Source organism: Halosolutus gelatinilyticus, assembly GCF_023028105.1.
In the GTDB taxonomy this organism is placed as follows: domain Archaea; phylum Halobacteriota; class Halobacteria; order Halobacteriales; family Natrialbaceae; genus Halosolutus; species Halosolutus gelatinilyticus.
On sequence record NZ_CP095491.1, the window covers coordinates 1,355,061 to 1,372,029 of the forward strand.

Sequence of the window (16,969 nt, forward strand, 5' to 3'; positions counted from 1 at the left end):
TCGCCCGTGGCCCGCGACCGACCGATCGAGACCGGCCGACGACCGGTGATCGACGAGTACTCAATCGAGCCGACGGTACTGCCGACAGCGGTACAGCACGTAACTCGCAGCGAGGAATCCCGTCCCGATGAACGCGAAATCGGCGACGAGTACGACCCTCGTTCCGACCCCGTCGGGTTGCAGCCACAGCGCCAGGAACAAGAGGACGAGCAGGACGGCTTCGAGGCCAAGCAACAGCGCGACGGCGGCGCGGTACTCACACATCGTCTTCCAGAACCGATCCGCGAAGTCGTCGGCCATCGGCGGAACTGATCGAGCGTTGGTACTTGAGTCTACCGATCGTTACGGTCGGCGCGGATTCCGAGCGGCCGCTCGCGGATGATACCATTCGACACGAAGCGAGGACGGTTTCTTCACCACCCCACTACAGATAGTATTTATGATAAAATGAATTATATTCGTTCGACACACAGTATTGTGGAAGCCGGTCAGGAGCGGTGAGTGCAGACGAGTCTTCGCATACGACCGTCGCCGGACCGGTACTCTAGGTGAACACAATGACGGACGACTCCTGCAGGACGGACGAGCGGTATCGATCATCCCCCGACGAAACGGGCAGCGATAGCTACGACCGACGGTGGTTCCTCGAGATGGTCGGCGTCGGGACTGCCGGCCTCGTTGCCGGCGGGGCGACGGGGACGGCGGCCGCGGCTCCGGACGGCGAGTCGCCGGCACTCGACCTCGTCGACGGCGATTCGGCGATCGAACAGCCGACGCACACGGCCGTCGGCGACGGGCGGTGGAACGATCCGACGACCTGGAACGACGGCGTCCCTGACGACGACGCCAGGGTGGCGATTCCGTCGGGCGTCACGGTGACGCTGGGCGGCGAAACTGCGCGGCTCCACTGGCTCCGGGTGGACGGCACGTACCGCGTCGACCCGGCCGCGGACTCCCACCTCCGCGCGGGCACGATCGTCTCGACAGCGGAAAGTACCGTCGAGATCGGCACGGCGGCCGACCCGGTGGGCCCGAACGCCACCGCGACGGTGACGTTCGCGGATCGCGGGGCGATCGACGAGGGCTGGGACCCCGATCGCGTGAGCCGGGGACTGCTGGCGGGCGGCGACCTCGAGATCGTCGGCGCGGCGAAGACGGCCCACACGACTCTCGCCACGCACCCCCGTGCGGGAGACGGCCACCTCGAACTCGAGACGTCGCCGACGAACTGGCGGCCCGGCGACGCGCTGGTCGTCCCCGGCGTCTCGGCGCGGGAGAACCAGGACGAGGAAGTGACCGTCGCGAGCGTCAGCGGCTCGACGGTCGCCATCGAGGAGACCCTGGTACACGATCACGCCCCGCCGTCCGGGTACGACCTGGACTCGTACGTCCTGAACCTGGATCGGTCCGTCCGGCTCCGATCGGAAACCACCGAAATCAAGCGTCGCGGACACGTGATGGTGATGTCGCCGGGGTCCACGATCCGCCACGCCGGATTCTACGACCTCGGCCGAACCGACAAGACGCGGCGGTTCTCCGATCCCCTGTACGGCGGCTCCGAGCTCGAACTGGACCCCACCGAGAACGTCAAATCCCGGTACTCGCTGCACTTCCACAGAACGGGGGCCGACTACGACCTCGATCCCCACGACGTCACCGGCTGCGTGGTCGCGCCCCGGACCGACGGCAACGGGTGGACGGGCAGCCCGGGGTGGGGGTTCACGAACCACCAGAGCTACGCCGCGATCGAGGACTGCATCAGCTACAAGGTCGTCGGGACGGGCTTTATGACCGAGACCGGCATCGAGATCGGACACTTCCGGAACAACTTCGCGCTCCGTTCGGCGGGCAGCGGCGACGATCCCGACTGGCGGGAGTTCATCGAGAACTTCAACCACGAGCGCAACATCGACGATTACGGTCACGGCGGCCACGGCTTCTGGCTGCACGGGCCGCTCGTCTCCGTCGAGAACAACGTCGCCGCGGGCCACCGGAATTTCGCGTTCGCCTACTGGACGCGGGCGCTCGGGGACTACGTCCCCGACGCGCTCCCCTTCGACGACCCTCGCGAGCAGAACGCGCCGTTCGACGAGATGACCGAGGCGGATCTCGGCCGCCACCGCGGCAACGTTCCGAACGTCCCCGCGTCGTACGCCGACGACAAGCCCTCCGAGGAGCACAACGTCGCGCCCGGCACCGGCGGCCCCAGCGTCGCCGAGTTCGCCCATGCCACCTACGAGGCCGACGACGGCACCGTCTACGTCGACGAGGGGTCGATCCCGTTCCGGAACGTCGACAACGTCGCCTTCGCCTCGGGCGCCGGCATCGACGTCATGAACGTCATGCGAGGCGCGTACGACGGGGAAATCGAAGGCGAAACCGAGTACTACGCCCGCATCGAGAATTTCACCGGCTGGAACCTCCGAGGACGGGACGGCGAGGACGAACTCCCGCACGCGAGCGTCGAGGGATTCGGCGGCGTCCGCGGGGTCGATCTCGGCATCGCCCTCCGCTACTCCGGGTACGCGACGGTGACGAACTCGCGGCTGATCGGCGACGGGCGGGGCGTCGGCATCAGCCACAACATGCGCATGAACCACCTCGTCGTCGAAGACACCTCGATCGAAGGGTTCGAGGACGGGATCGGAGCGCTGAATCCGGGGCGAACCGACGTCAGTGGGTGCGACTTCGACAACGCGAACACCGACGTGTACGTAAGCGGCGACGACATCTTCGGTGGCGACGTGACCGTCGATCTGTGGGACATCGACGCCGACGAGACGGTCCGACTCGATCCGGGAGACGGCATGGATCAGGACCTCTCGCTCGACGGCGCCGCCCTGTACTACGAGGAGACCGCACCGCCCGAGGCCGTGGCGGATCCGCGAGTCGACGGCGGGTTGCTCGTCGACGACGGGTCGGACGATGACGAGAACCAGCCCGGCCTTCCGGTGACGATCGACGCGGTGGACTACGCCGATTCGACGGGCGACTACGAGATCGAGGGGAACGGCGAAGGCGGCGAATCGATCGGCTGGATCGACGGCGGTAACTGGTGGGAGTACGAGCCGGCGATCGACGGCGACGTCGCCGCCGACGTCGTGGTGAACGTGTCGTCGCCGTACGACGACACGGCGTTTCACGTGACGGTCGACGGCCAGGACGTCTCGGGCACCGTCGACGTGCCTAACACCGGCGGCTGGCACGACTGGACCGACGTCACCGCCGCCGCTGACGTCGCGATCGGTCCCGACAGCACGATCCGCGTCGTCGCCGAGACCGGCTCCTGGAACGTCAACCGCCTCGAGTTGCGGTAGCTTCCGCCCGCGATACCGGTTGCGCTCGCCAGCCGCCGTCGGATTCCGGCTCCCGAATCGCCGCCGATCTCGACGCCGTCGCCTCGAACCGAACGGACGACTTTGCCCCGTGATGCCATACCACAATAATTATTACTTCGGATTCGAGCTTAATACTAGATGCCGGAATCCGAAGGGGAAGTGAGCTGACCGCGTCGGGCGGCCGACGATCGGCGTCCATCGTTCCGTGGGAACCTCGACGGCGCGGAGAACGGAGCGTGACGACCCCTCCGGATACCGGTATCCGCACTACCAATGACACGCGACAACGACACTGACGACGACGCGTTCGGCCTTCCACGGCGGACGTACTTACAGGGCATCGCTGCGGCGACCGCGATCGGTGCGAGCGTCGACGCCGCGTCGGCGGCCGTCGACGACTCGACGATCGTGTCGGTCGGCGAGGGGAGTTACACGACCGAGATCCCGAGCGGCTACGACTACGCGGAGCCGATGACCGCGGCGGACGTCTTCACGACGGACGCCGAGGGCCCCCCGCTGCCGTCGAACGACTGGTGGAGCGGCCTCCACCTCGGGTACAACCCCTACGACGAGTACACGTACAGCCACTCCAACGGCGCGACCGTCGCACTGCCGTACTACGGATTTCCGTCGGACATCGGGCTTTCGGTCCAGATTCCGGACACGTGGAAGGGCGAGTACCTGGACCAGCGCCTGGAGACCTCGAAGCTCGCCAAGATGGACGACGACGTGATCCCGCGGCTGTTCGTCGGCCACACGGCCGTCTCCACCTACGAGGACGTCCGCGTCGACGGCTACGGCGACTGGAACGTCCGCGCCCGCTGGGGCGACGGAACCGCGACCAGCATGGACGTGACGATGGTGCGGGGCTCGCCGTTCATCTTCGTCGAGTACGAGGGCGGCGGCGCCGAAATCGAGCTGTACGAGTACTATCAGGACGACGGCGAGGGCGGCGACGACGCCGATCCGCTGGAGGAGGGTCGGATCGACGTCTTCGCCGATCGGGGGAACGTTCTCGGCGTGACCCTGTACCCCGACGAGGACAACGACGAACTCGTCGACCAGCCGAAGTCGATCCAGCACTTCGGGCTGTACGCGCCTGAGGGCGCGACCTGGGACGGCGTCGGGACGGCGACCGTCTCCTCGCAGCTCGGTGGACAGGACTACCTGACCGTGGCCGTCCTCCCCGACGACGACCCGGCGACGCTGGACGAGTTCGGCGACTACGCCTACAACGTCGTTCGGGACACGACGGTCGACTGGGAGTACCGCGAGACCGACGCCAGCGGCGAGCCGGTCTCCGAAGTCGAGACGACGTTCGCGTTCGACATCGAGGAACGTCCCGAGAGCGCTGCCAGCGGGACGCTGGCCGGCCTGTTTCCCCACCAGTGGAAGCACTCCGACGCTCCGCTGACCGACATCGAGTTCTGGTCGCCGAAAGGGACGATGAAGGTGTTCGCCGGTGACTCGTTCCGGACGACGCTGCGGTATCCCGGCATCCTCCCGTTCATGCCCGACGCGGGCACGGGCGACGACGCCCAGCTCGAACAGTACGTCGAGAACCTGGTCAACGACTACGACCCCTACGAGGCACAGGGCGTGCCGAACGAAGCCTACTGGGCCGGAAAGGACCTGATGCGCAACGCCGCGGCGATTCCGATCGCCGAGCAGCTCGGCCGCGACGACGCCACGCAGTTCTTCCGGGACGCCGTTCAGAAGCGACTGGAGTGTTTCTTCGACGTGGAGACGAACGAGTGGGAGGTCGGCGGCGAGACGTACGCGACCGAAGACGGTCAGGAGGTCACGTACTACCACGACGATCTGGGTATCTTCCAGACCTATCCCGGCGGCGAGTTCGGCGCCGTCGAGGCTATCAACGACCACCACCTACAGTTCGGCTACTTCATCTACGTCGCTAGCGAAATCGCTCGACAGAACCCTCAGTGGGCCCAGGAGGACCAGTACGGCGGGATCGTCGAGCTGATGATCCGCGAGTACGCCAACTGGGAGCGCCCGGACAAGTCCGCGCCGCAGGATCCCGCCACGAACCCCAAGGACGCGTTCCCGTTCCTGCGGACGTTCAGTCCGTACATCGGCCACTCCTACGCGGGCGGCATCCAGGGTAACGACTGGGGCGCCAACCAGGAATCGGCCTCCGAAGCGGTCGCGTCCTACGCGGCGATGATCCGCTGGGGTGAGATCACCGGCAACGAGGAGCTGCGCGACGCCGGAATTTACCTCTATACCCACGAGATTCACGCCATGTGGGAGTACTGGTTCGACGAGGACGACGACTCCGTCCCGGACGACCTGGCGATCGACGTCGAGCCGCCCGGGTGGCGGATGGCGCTGCCCGGCGGCCAACTCGACTACAGTCCGATGGCCTGGGACGTCGGCTACTGGCGCCACGTCTACTGGGACATCGCCGACGCCATCGAACTGTACGGCATCAACTGGATCCCGACGGGGGGTCACTCGTTCTTCCTCGGGATGAACCAGGAGTACGCGCAGACGAACTGGGACAACCTGGTCGATGCGCGGGCGCACCTGGCTGACGGGTACGACCACATCGACATCCCGGACCCCGAGCGGGACTTCATGGACGGCTGGCAGCAGGCCGCCGTCGTCTACCGGTCCATGTTCGACCCGGCCGGCGCGATCGACCTGCTCGACAGCGAACTGCCCATGGCGCCCGAGGGGAACTCCTCGGCGTTCGTCTACCAATTCGCCCACGCCATGAACGGCGTGGGGACGCCCGACCACACGGTCGTCGCGGACGCGCCGTTCTACCAGGTGTTCGAGGACGGCGGCGAGCGGACCTACGTCGCCTACAACGCGAGCGACTCGCCCGTCACGGTGTCGTTCAGCGACGGCGCCTCGATAAGCGTGCCGGCGAACGCGATGGCAACGTCCGACGGCGACGGCGGTAGCGGAGACACGACCCCGCCCACCGCCCCGTCGAACCTGACGACGACCGGGACGACCGAAACGTCGATTTCGATCGAGTGGAATGCCGCCTCGGACGCCGGCGGTTCCGGCCTGCTGAACTACGCCGTCTACGTCGACGGCTCGATCGAGCAGACGACCGGCGCCGGCACGACGAGCGCCACCCTGACCGGCCTGGACGCGGACACGGAGTACGAAATCTACGTGACCGCACAGGACGGCGCGGGCAACGAGTCAGCCGCCTCCAACGCGGTCAGGCCGAGCACCGATCGGGACGACGGCGGCTCCGGCGGCGACGTCGTGACGGCGATCAACTGCGCCGGCGACGCCTACGCGACGAGCGACGGCACGGAGTTCCTCGCCGACCAGTACAACAGCAGCGGCGGCGAACTCACCGTCGGCGACGAGATCGCCGGCACGGACGACGATCCGATCTATCAAAGCGTCCGCGAGGGCGAGTTCGAGTACGCCATCCCCGTCGAGGACGGCAGCTACGAGGTGACGATCCACTTCGCCGAGCTGTGGTTCTCCGAGGCGGGCGATCGGCTACAGAGCGTCCACGCCGAGGGGACCGAGCGAATCACAGAGTATGACATCGTCGCCGAGGCCGGCGACGGTCTCACGGCGGTCCGGGAGACGTTCTCCGTCGACGTCACCGGCGGCGAACTGAACCTGTTCTTCGAGGCGGTGCAGGACCAGGCGCACGTCGCGGCCATCGAGGTCGTCGACCCCGACGGGAGCGGGGACGACAGCAACGACGGTGACGGCGAGCCGGAGCTACCCCAATCGGTCTCGTCGGTCGACTACGACGACGCCGAGGGCGACTTCGACACCGAGGACAACGGCGAGGGCGGCCAGTCGATCGGTTGGATCGACGCCGGCGACTGGTGGGAGTACGACGCCCCCATCGACACCGGCGGCTCCGTCGACCTGACCGCGCGGGTGTCCTCGCCGTACGACGGGACGGCGTTCCGCGTCGAGGTCGACGGTCAGAACGTCTCGGGCACCGTCGATGTACCTAACACGGGCGGCTGGCACGACTGGACCACCGTGACCGCGGCGACCGACGTGACGGTCGACGCCGGCAGCACCATCCGGGTGGTTTCGGAATCCAACTCTTGGAACTTCGACGAATTGCGCCTAGAGTGAGAACGCCTTCGATCAGTCGTCCTCCGATGCGCGCTCGGCGATCGGCGCGTCGTCGGCGTCGACGCCGCTCGCACTCGTCGGCTCGTCGAACTCGATGGCCTCGAGGGAGATCCGAACCGCCTCGACGTCCTCGTAGACGGCGCCCCAGCCGCCGACGCTGTATCGATCGTCCTCGGCGACGACCTCGAGTTGCAGGAACCCGGCCAGCTCCTCGAACGACGGACGGCCGTCGACGCGGTAGACGCCCGGGTACGCGATGTCGGTGACGATCCCGGTGATCTCGCAGGGGTCGTTCGTGTCGACCCACGTGCCCTCGATCGTCACCGCGACGTTCGCGCCGTCCGCCCACAGCGGCGCCACGTCGCGGACGAACTCCTCGAGAGTCATGTAGACGCACGGCGGATCGGTGTCCTCGTAGACGGTCTCCCAGAGGGCCCACACGCCCGTCTGAAAGTACCAGTGGAAGATAAACGAGAGGATGTAGTCGTCGATCAGGACGCCGAACGGCCTGTTGGCCCAGTCGTTCGGCGTGAAACACGTCTGTGTTCGGTCCGCGATGAGCAGGAACGGGCCAGGGATTCGGCAGGCGCGAAGCTCCGTCACCGTTTCGTCGAGATCGATGTCCGCGAGCTCGTCCGTCAGATCGTCGCCGTAGACGGCCACGTTCGTGACGACGCCGCGATCGCAGGCCTCCTGCAGGGCGTTCGTCAGGGCGCGGAATTGGTCGACGGTCGCGGACAGCTCGATGAAGCTCTCCGCGTCCCGGATCAAGTCGCGCGCCCGATCGACGACCGTCTCCTCGTGCTTGACGACGCTGACCGTGTGGTCGTTGACCGCCGGCTGCTCCCATCGGTCCTCGACCGCGTCCGCGGCCCTGTTCATCAGCGTCCCCCGCGATCGCAGCTGGCTGAGCACTTTGATCGGCTCCTTGGGGCGGGCGTGGAGCGTGTCCTGGTCGAACGTCTCGACGTAATCCATCCGCTCGAGCGCGCGGAGGGTGTCGTAGATCTGGGACACCGGGACGGAACACTGGTTTGCGACTTCCACGGCCGGCGTCATTCCCTGCTCGAGTAGCGTGATGTAGGCGTCGGCCTGGTACGCGGTCAACCCCGCGTCCTGGAGCGCGTCTTGGAGACGGTCCCTGTCCATGCCCTCACCACTGGAGCACCTACTAATCAGTCTTTTGCAAATTCGGACGGCGAACCGGCGGCTTCGCGGGCGACACCGTTCGTGCCCGGGGATGATCGAGCGCGCGGCGTGTTGCGAGCGGACTCGATCCGTCGCGTCTCACCCCGAGAGAGGCATCGACGCGGAACCGGCGGAGCCGATCGCGTCGTCCCGATCGCCGCCGGAATCGACGGGGGACGACGCGGACCCGAGTCCGATCGTTCCGCCGGGGTCAGTACTGGTGGGTGAACGCGTCGGAGACGTACTGGGTGCCGCCGCCGTCGTCCCAGACGAACCGGACGTCGATCGAGGAGCCGTCGCCGGCGGCGTCGCGAGTGTGAAGGTGGGTGCCTCCGTCGGGCTCCATGCGGTAGCCGATCCAACCGCCGCCGTCGTCGAACTGCACGTCGGCCCAGTCGGCGGCGTTGTTCGGATCGAACTCCCAGTGGCTGGTGTCTCCGTCATCGACGACGGTCGCGGTCCAGCCGTCGCCGGCGTCGCCGGAGTAGGTGTTCCCGTCGCCGTTGTTGCCGTCATCTCCGTCGTCGCCATCGTCTCCGTCGTCCTCGCCGGTGGACGTCGCCATCGAGTTCGCGGGGACGTACAGCTCCGCGCCGTCGGAGAACGTCACGGTCGTCCCCGAGTCGCCGGCGTTGTAGGCGACGTAGGTCCGCTGCGTCCCGTCGCTGAATACCTGGTAAAACGGCGTGTCCGCGGTGACGGTACCGTCCGGCGCGCCCATCTCGTGGAGGTTGTAGATCCAGTGGTAGGTCTGGGCGCGCGTGTGGCCGGGTTCGACCTCGTAACTGCCCTTTCGGGCCTCGAACTTGTCGACGGCGTCCTGTCCGTCCGAGAACGCGCGGTACATCCACATGAGGTCCGGCCAGTAGTCGAACTCGTCGGTCCCCTTGTTCGCGACGAGTTCGTCATAGTTCGCCGCGGGGGCCGCGTCGTCCCAGCCGAGGTGCAGGGAGTAGCCGGCGAACGGCAGCCAGTTGATCCCGTGGATGGCCTCCTCGTCCGCGGTCCACCAGGTGGCGTAGGCGTAGCCGTTGCCCCACACCATGCCGGCGGTGTCGTAGTCCCACGAGTCGGGGTGGTTCGTGCCGTCGGCGTCGAACCAGTACTCGTGGACGGCGTGGAGTTCGGTCGTGTACAGGTAGACGCCGAAATCGCGCAGCTCCTCGTTTCCGGTGTACTCGCTCCACTCGACGATCGCCGCGTACGCGTTGAGCGCCTCCGAGGAGGACTCCTGGTTGTTGCCGTCGGCGAACTTCGCGCCGCCGCCCTCCGCCCAGGAGTGCCCGCAGTAGGGGCTGAAGTTCCGCGCGAACGGGAACATGTCGTCCCCGCGGCTCGGATTGGCGTAGTCGCGGATCAAGTGTTCGACCATGCCGCCCCACTCGGACTCGGCGGCCCACCCGGGGTTCGTGCGCGCGATCTCGGCGGCGGCGCGCACGTAGTAGCCGTAGTGAAAGTGGTGATCGGACAGCGACGACGCCGAGCCGTGGCTCTCGGGATAGCCGAGCAGCGTTCCCCAATTGTCGTCGTAGTAGAACAGCTCCTCGGCGCCGCTCTCGGCCTGGAGCCACCGCTCGAGGTGGTCCCGCAGCGAGCCGACGATCGCGTCGCGCTTGTCGGGCAGGTCGAACTGCTCGGCCAGCGCCTTGCTCTCGACCAACCGGCCGTAGTCCTTGCCGACGTTGTACGTGTCGGGTCCCTCGATCGCGGTGTCGATCTCCTGGATGTACCCCCGCAGTTCGGCGGCGTCGTAGCTCCCCTCGTCGGGCAGGAACGGGAGCATGCCGCCGTAGTCGTAGGTCGTCGAGAACGACGGCCCGGCGACGGCGCGCATCTCCCCGCGCGGGGACGTGTACGTCGCCTCCAGCGTCTCGTCGTCGCTGTGTTTCCACTGGTGCGGGTGCAACGCGGTGATCGTTCCCGCGACCGCGCTCTCGGGTTTGTCGTCGGTCTCGAAGCTGAACGCGGTGCGCACCTCGGCGTTCGCCTCGTCGTACTCCCAGTCGACCGTCGTGTCGACGACGAAGTTGTACGCGTACTCCTCGAACGTGTCGAGGGCGGCGGTCTCGGGCAGGGCGGCGATCGAGCAGTACCCCGCGCCGCCGAGGTCGTTGACGAGCGTATCGGTGCCGACGCCCGACCAACTCGTCCCTGACGGAGCGAACAGTCCGTAGTGGTGAGCGTCGATCGTGACGCCGAGGACGTTCCCCTCGTCGGCCCAGACCTCCGGCGCGTCGTCGAACGCGATCGCTGCGCCGCCGCCCTCGTACTCGCAGAACACGAACGGCGAGCCCTGCGCGAACGTCGCGCGCAGCGTCGTCGCGGTCCCCTCGCCCCAGATCGCGTCGACCGACCAGTCGCCGTGGTCGGCGAGACGCGCGTCGGCGAAGCCGTCGGCGCTCGTATGCCCGATCGTCAGGTCCCTGCCCCGGTTGTCCATCACCGTCGTCGAACCGTCGATCCACTCGGTCGGGTTCTTGACGAGGAGGCCATCCGCCTCCGCCCGCAGCATCAGGGGCTGGGAGAACATGTTCTCCGAGAACGCGTTCCAGACCAGGCTCGACCACCAGTCGTTGGTCGGAACCGGTTCGTCGCCGAACTCCGCGCCGGTCCAGATCGCGTCCTGGGGCGCCTCCGCTCCCGACGGTAACGCCGTCGCGTAACTGCCGTTGCCGACCGGGACGTGGTCGCTCGCACTAGCGGTGCCGACCGCACCGATCGTCCCGACCGCCGAGGCGGCGCTGACCAGCTTACAGTAGTCCCTGCGGGAGACGTCGTTCGCGCGCGATTCGCTGTCGATTCCCTCGTCGTCCGAAAGTCGTCCGTCGTTCATGCGTATCTACCGATAGCGCTCGGCGCGTCCGCCGAGACGGCGATCACCGTCGGCGGGTCTCTTCGTCCGGTACCGCTCGTGACGTTCGGGGCCTCCGTGGCTCCAGTACTGGCCGGTCGAATCCCGCGCCGCCGTTCGCTATCATCGGGACGTTCCACGAGGCAATTATTATAAGTTTTGTCTGTAATAAATATATTGGCCCGATCACACGATCGGAAAATAGCGAGCGAAATCCGATCGCGGCGGTACGATCGCGACCTCGACTACTCCGACGGCGATTCGCCGTCGGCTCCGTCTCGACCGTCCGCGGGCCGGCCGAACGTGAACACGTCACCCCTCCGGTTGTCGTCGTCGGACGACGCGGACCCGGCGTCGGAATCGTCGGCTGACGGGGCGTCGCCGGACCCCGGGCGGTCGTCGCTCCGGTCGCCGACTCGAGCCGTCTCGGCCGCGCCCTCGCGACTCGAATCCGTCGCCGGAACGGTCTCTCCGAGCGCCGGTTCGCCGTCGCGTTCGATCGACCCGTCGACGTCCGCGGCAGTGTCGAAGCGGTCGAGCGCCGTCGAGAGGTGCGACGCCTGGGTCGCGAGGTCGGACGCGGAGTGTGAGACCTCGGTGAGCGCGGTGGTCTGTTCTTCGGCGGCGGCGGCGACGGTTTCGGCTTCCTCCGACGTTTCCTCGCTGATGGCGGCGGCTCCGTCGACCATGGCGACGACCTGCTGGGTCGAGGCGGCCTGCTGCTGGGTCGCCGCGCTGATCTCTTGGACGCCGGTGTTGGTCTCGGCGGCGTAGCCGGCGATCTCCTCGAGCGCGTCCGCCGCGTCGCGAACGGAGTCGGTGTGATCCGAGATTTCGGCGGCGGTTCCGCGAACTTCGTCGACGGCGGTGTCCGTCTGAGTCTTGATCCGTTCGAGACGGGTTTCGATGTCCGCGGCGGCGTCTTTCGTCTCGGCGGCCAGTTCCTTGACCTCCGTCGCGACCGCGCCGAACCCGCTGTCGTCGGCCTCGATCGACCGTGAGGCCTCGATGTTGGCGTTGAGCGCCAGCATGTTCGTCTGGTCGGCGACGTCGGTGATGAACTCGAGGAGGTCGTCGATCTGGGCGACGTCCTCCTGCAATCGTTCGATCTGGGCGACGGTTTCTTCGTTCTCGGTCTCGATCGAGTTCATCCCTTCGATCGCCAGTTTCGCGGCCCGCCGCCCGTCCCGGCCCGTCTCGGCGGTGCGTTCGGCGAAGTCGGCGACCTCGTTCGACGAGGCGGCGATCTCCTCGGTTGTCGTTGACAGGGCGTCCATCTCTCCGACGACGGTCTGCAGCGAGTCGTTCTGCCGATCGGCGCCGTCGGAGATCTCCTGTATCGACTCGGTGACCTGTTCGCTGGCGCTCTGGACCTCTTCGCTGGAGGCGGTCACCTGCTCGGAGGCGGTGGCGACCTCCTCGGCAAAGCGCTTCACTCGCTCCGTGGTCGCCTCGATCTCGGCGAGCATCTTGTTGAACGCGACGGCGATCTCGGTCATCGCCTCGCTATCGCTCTCGGAATCCATCCGCGCAGTCAGGTCCCCGTTCGCGGCGTGGTCCATCACCGATCGGTACTCGTCGGCTTTCAGTTCGAGGTGTTCGTTCATCCGCTGGGTCTCCGCGCGAGCCCGCTCGGCCTCCTCGCGAGCTCGTCCGGCCTCGCGAATCTGCGCCCGCAACGCGTCGCGCATGTTCGCGAACGCGGCGAAGAGCTGGCCGATCTCGTCCTCCCGGCGCGACGCGAGCGTCACGTCCAGGTCCCCGGCTTCCATCCGTTCGGCCCGCTCGCGAAGCCGGGCGAGCGGCGACACCGTCTGCCGCCCGAGCACCAGCGCGACGGCGCCGAGCGCGACGAGACTGACGAGCACGATCGTGGCGACGTAGCGACCGACCTCATCGCGCACCGCGAACGCCTGCTCCGTCGAGACGGCCGTCACCGCGATCCAGTCCGTCCCCTCGACAGGAGCGTACGCCAGCACTCGGCCGTCCCGTCGTTCCTGCCTGACGTCGCCCGCCTCGTCGACCGCGGCGAGCACCTCCCGCTCCCGCTGGTCGCCGAAGGCCTTGACGGCACCTCGCTCGTCACCCAGCACCACGTCGCCGTTCGCGTCGAGGATAATCGTCGAGTGCCCGACCGTCGGATGGTGGAGCGTGCTCACTCGGTACTCGATCGTGCCGACGAGGACGACGACCGCGTCCTTGCCGGGAACCGGCGCGACGAACGCCATCACCTTGTCGTCGAGGTTGGGGGTCCGGTACGCCGACGACGTCCGGACGTCGCCGCTCCCGCCGTTCCGGACGGTCGACGCCTCCGCCCAGGGCTCGGCCACGGCGTCAAGTTTGCTACCGACGATCGGATTGTGCGTGCTCGCGACGACCGTCTCGGACTCGAGGTCGACGTAGTGTACCGCCCGCACGTCCGCCGATAACCGCTGTCGCGTCGTCACGAGACGACTGTTCAGCTCGGAACCGTCGGCGTTCGCTATCGATTCCGATCGGGCGACCGACAGGGTCTGCACCCGCATCCCTTCGGCCCACTCGCCGAGCGCGTCGGCCTGCATCGTCGCCGACGAATTCAGCGTGTTCCGGGTGTCGCGCTCGACCGTGTCGCCGGCCTGGACGTAGCCGACGACGCCGATCGCGGCGATCACCAGGACGACGGCGAGGATCGAAACGGCGAACTTCGCCGCGTACCGCCGTCTGATCGGATCCGGAACGAGGGTCGACGCCAGTCGCCGTCGCGACGCCGGCATCCCGCCGGTCGAGTCCCGGTTCTCGTGTTCGTCGTCCGTGCGAGTCATCCGTCCGCCCCGTAGTGGTCTCGTTCGTTCGTCATCTGTGTCTCTCCGCCGTACGCTCCCGTATCGCCTCTCGCCCCCAGTTTACGAACCGTCAGCCGATGCTACCGGCCTGGCTGCCGTACTGCGGCGATCTTCGAAGCAGTTCTTAATTGTCGTTACAATATATAAATTATTCGCTATTTCAACCTCTTCTGGCCTTCCGATCGTCCCGCGATCACCCCGGAATCGCGCAGTTCCTCGGCGCCGATCCCTCGTTCGAAGTCGATTCAAGACACCGGTACCCGCTCGTTCCCGCCGTTCCGCTCTTCGGCCGTCAGATTCGCTCCGTCGATCCACCCGATCGAACGCTAACGATTTACCAACACATTCGATGGTTGATTGCTCATTTTTACCTGCTAATACTTGGAGAAACAGCCGACTCAGTCGACCGATATATGACATAATTATATCATGTATTCACCAAATAGACAGATTTTGTGTATATCCGGATCTTGCGGGAAGAGTTTCGGTATCCGTCGACCGCCGGCAGTTCGACCGACTAATCCTACGGTGACAGGGCCGCGCGGGAACGCATCGGCCGTCCGCCGGCCGCCGGTCACCGATGTTCCACGGTCGGCAGACCCGACGACCGGAAACGGCGCCCCGATCAATTTACAGGCATACGTTCGTAATTACGCTGTGCGTCCTCGGGTTGTTCCGAACTTCGTGGACATAATAAACTATATAGGAATTTATTATGACCGAGAATCCGTTTTTGCGCCATTTACATCAATTCTCTGTGGTTATCAGAAGGCATAGTTATCGCTGCGGATTTCGTGCGACTCGATCGTCCGGCACGCGCCGGTGGAACCGGAGATGCGGAGCCAGCCGACGGCCCGGTGCCGATCGCAGTCCGGATCACGGTGCAGGTGACGAACCGCGATGACGGCTCGCTGTCGAGCGGTACTGGCCGTCCGCTGCCGTGATCCTGAATCGGTCGATCTTCTCTGCCACCCACTCAACTCGGACGGAATCGGTATTTCGAGGATCGTTCGCCCGACGCTTCGCGAAAACCACGGTGTCGCGGATGCCGTCTCTCTCGGGGCCTGTGACGCCGCGCCGAACAATGTCGTTATCGAGACGATCCAAGCCCGAAGACAGGGATCGTGACGATCGGCTCATCGGTACGTTTGGTGTAGCGGTAGAATGAGTGTCTTTTCAATCATCTGTATTTTCCCAATCTTCCAGTGAAAAAACTCCAATAGAGTTTTCGATCGGTCGGTTCGCTCGAACCGGCGGCGGTGATAGGTCTTCCGAGGGCGACCAAACCCTCTTTGCCGTCCGGCCCGAGAGGAATGCGATGAGTTCGCACAGCCGTCCGCCCGGTCCGCGCGGCGTTCCGATCGCCGGCTCTCTCCCGCGGTACGCGGCGGACCCGTTCCGATTCGTGACGGAGCTGCGCGACGCCTACGGCGACGTCGCCGCCTTTGACCTCGGGCCGAACCGAACGTACCTGTTCACGGCGCCGACGGCCGTCGAACGCGTGCTCGTGACCGAGGAGTCGGCCTTCTCCAAGCCGCGGTTCCAGACCGACGCGCTCGGCGACCTCCTCGGCGAGGGCCTGCTGTTGAGCGAGGGCGAGACCTGGCGCGAACGCCGGGATATCGCGGGACCGGCGTTCGCCCCCGATCGAATTTCGAACCTCGCTCCGATGATGGCTCGGCGATCGGTCGAGATGGTCGATCGGTGGAACGACGGCGACGAGCGCGACGTCGAGTGGGAGATGACCCGGACGACGCTCGAGATCATCGTCGAGTCGATGTTCGGAATCGATCTCGATCCCGGCCGATCCCGCCAGATCCGCCGACTCCTGGAGCCGATCGGCCGGCGGTTCGAGCCCGACCCGCGGCGGCTTGTGGTGCCGGAGTGGGTGCCGACGCCGACCCAACGCGAGTTCGACCGCTCGATCGCCGAACTCGAGCGGATCGTCGACGTGTTCGTCGATCGGCGTCGGCGGCGAGGGATCGACCCGGACGACCGCGACCTGCTCGCGTTGCTCCTGCGGGCTCGCGAGGCGGGAGCGATCGACGAGGAGGGAATCCGCGACGAACTGTTGACGATGCTGCTGGCGGGTCACGACACGACCGCGCTGGTGCTCACGTACGCCTGGGCGCTGCTGTCCGAGCACCCCGACGTCGAACGGCGGATTCACGCGGAGGTCGACGCGCTGTTCGACGATCGGGACGACCCCCGGGAGCTGACGGCGATCGACGTGCGGCAGCTCGCGACGCTCCGAAACGTCCTCCGGGAGACGATGCGGCTCTACCCGCCGGTGTACGCGCTCTTCCGGCAGGTCGATCGCCCGGTCGAGGTTTCGGGGTATCGCCTCCCCGAGGCCGCGTTCGTCCTCCTGTCCCAGTGGGCGACCCACCGCGACCCGCGCTACTTCGACGACCCGGAGACGTTCGATCCCGATCGGTGGACCGACCCGCGCCACCCGACCTACGCCTACTTCCCGTTCGGGGCCGGCCCGCGCAGTTGCATCGGGAAAGGGTTCACGATGCTCGAAGCGCCTATCATCGCGGCGATCGTCGCCCGCGAGTTCCGCCTGCACCGCACCCAATCCGACCCGATCGACCTCCGCGGGTCGCTGACCGCCCATCCCGAAGGCGGGATGCCGATGGAACTCGTCCGCCGGTCGTGATCGCGCGCCCCTC

7 protein-coding genes are annotated in these 16,969 nt (G+C 66.6%); 3 read left to right on the plus strand and 4 right to left on the minus strand.

Annotated elements, in window-relative coordinates; translation table 11 throughout:
* Positions 1-60: 60 nt before the first annotated feature.
* Positions 61-300 carry a hypothetical protein gene (locus tag MUH00_RS06805; protein WP_247003296.1) on the minus strand — a complete coding sequence of 80 codons (240 nt, stop codon included), beginning with the start codon at positions 298-300 and terminating at the stop codon, positions 61-63.
* A gap of 257 nt (positions 301-557) precedes the next feature.
* Here MUH00_RS06805 and MUH00_RS06810 point away from each other — a divergent pair, with 257 nt between their 5' ends.
* Positions 558-3,317, plus strand: a complete 2,760-nt coding sequence (locus MUH00_RS06810; RefSeq protein ID WP_247003298.1) for a carbohydrate-binding protein — start codon at positions 558-560, stop codon at positions 3,315-3,317.
* Positions 3,318-3,611: 294 nt separating this feature from the next.
* Positions 3,612-7,433 carry a glycosyl hydrolase gene (locus MUH00_RS06815; protein ID WP_247003300.1) on the plus strand — a complete coding sequence of 1,274 codons (3,822 nt, stop codon included), beginning with the start codon at positions 3,612-3,614 and terminating at the stop codon, positions 7,431-7,433.
* Between the two features lie 12 nt (positions 7,434-7,445).
* On the opposite strand, the gene MUH00_RS06820 is transcribed toward MUH00_RS06815, so the two are convergent.
* The 3 genes from MUH00_RS06820 to MUH00_RS06830 form a co-directional block, all read right to left on the minus strand.
* Positions 7,446-8,582, minus strand: a complete 1,137-nt coding sequence (locus MUH00_RS06820) for a TrmB family transcriptional regulator (protein ID WP_247003302.1) — start codon at positions 8,580-8,582, stop codon at positions 7,446-7,448.
* A gap of 250 nt (positions 8,583-8,832) precedes the next feature.
* Positions 8,833-11,454 carry a glycosyl hydrolase gene (locus MUH00_RS06825; protein ID WP_247003304.1) on the minus strand — a complete coding sequence of 874 codons (2,622 nt, stop codon included), beginning with the start codon at positions 11,452-11,454 and terminating at the stop codon, positions 8,833-8,835.
* A 263-nt stretch (positions 11,455-11,717) separates the two neighbouring features.
* A complete protein-coding gene (locus MUH00_RS06830) occupies positions 11,718-14,273 on the minus strand; it encodes a methyl-accepting chemotaxis protein (protein ID WP_247003306.1) in 2,556 nt (851 codons plus the stop codon).
* 1,339 nt (positions 14,274-15,612) lie between these two features.
* On the opposite strand from MUH00_RS06830, the gene MUH00_RS06835 reads away from it, so the two are divergent.
* Positions 15,613-16,956, plus strand: a complete 1,344-nt coding sequence (locus MUH00_RS06835) for a cytochrome P450 (protein WP_247003308.1) — start codon at positions 15,613-15,615, stop codon at positions 16,954-16,956.
* The last annotated feature ends 13 nt before the right edge of the window (positions 16,957-16,969 follow it).

What these genes read in the sequence shown, in the direction of transcription:
- MUH00_RS06805 (WP_247003296.1), bottom strand. Translation starts at nt 300, where the DNA reads ATGGCCGACGACTTCGCGGATCGGTTCTGGAAGACGATGTGTGAGTAC.
- MUH00_RS06810 (WP_247003298.1), top strand. Translation starts at nt 558, where the DNA reads ATGACGGACGACTCCTGCAGGACGGACGAGCGGTATCGATCATCCCCC.
- MUH00_RS06815 (WP_247003300.1), top strand. Translation starts at nt 3,612, where the DNA reads ATGACACGCGACAACGACACTGACGACGACGCGTTCGGCCTTCCACGG.
- MUH00_RS06820 (WP_247003302.1), bottom strand. Translation starts at nt 8,582, where the DNA reads ATGGACAGGGACCGTCTCCAAGACGCGCTCCAGGACGCGGGGTTGACC.
- MUH00_RS06825 (WP_247003304.1), bottom strand. Translation starts at nt 11,454, where the DNA reads ATGAACGACGGACGACTTTCGGACGACGAGGGAATCGACAGCGAATCG.
- MUH00_RS06830 (WP_247003306.1), bottom strand. Translation starts at nt 14,273, where the DNA reads ATGACTCGCACGGACGACGAACACGAGAACCGGGACTCGACCGGCGGG.
- MUH00_RS06835 (WP_247003308.1), top strand. Translation starts at nt 15,613, where the DNA reads ATGAGTTCGCACAGCCGTCCGCCCGGTCCGCGCGGCGTTCCGATCGCC.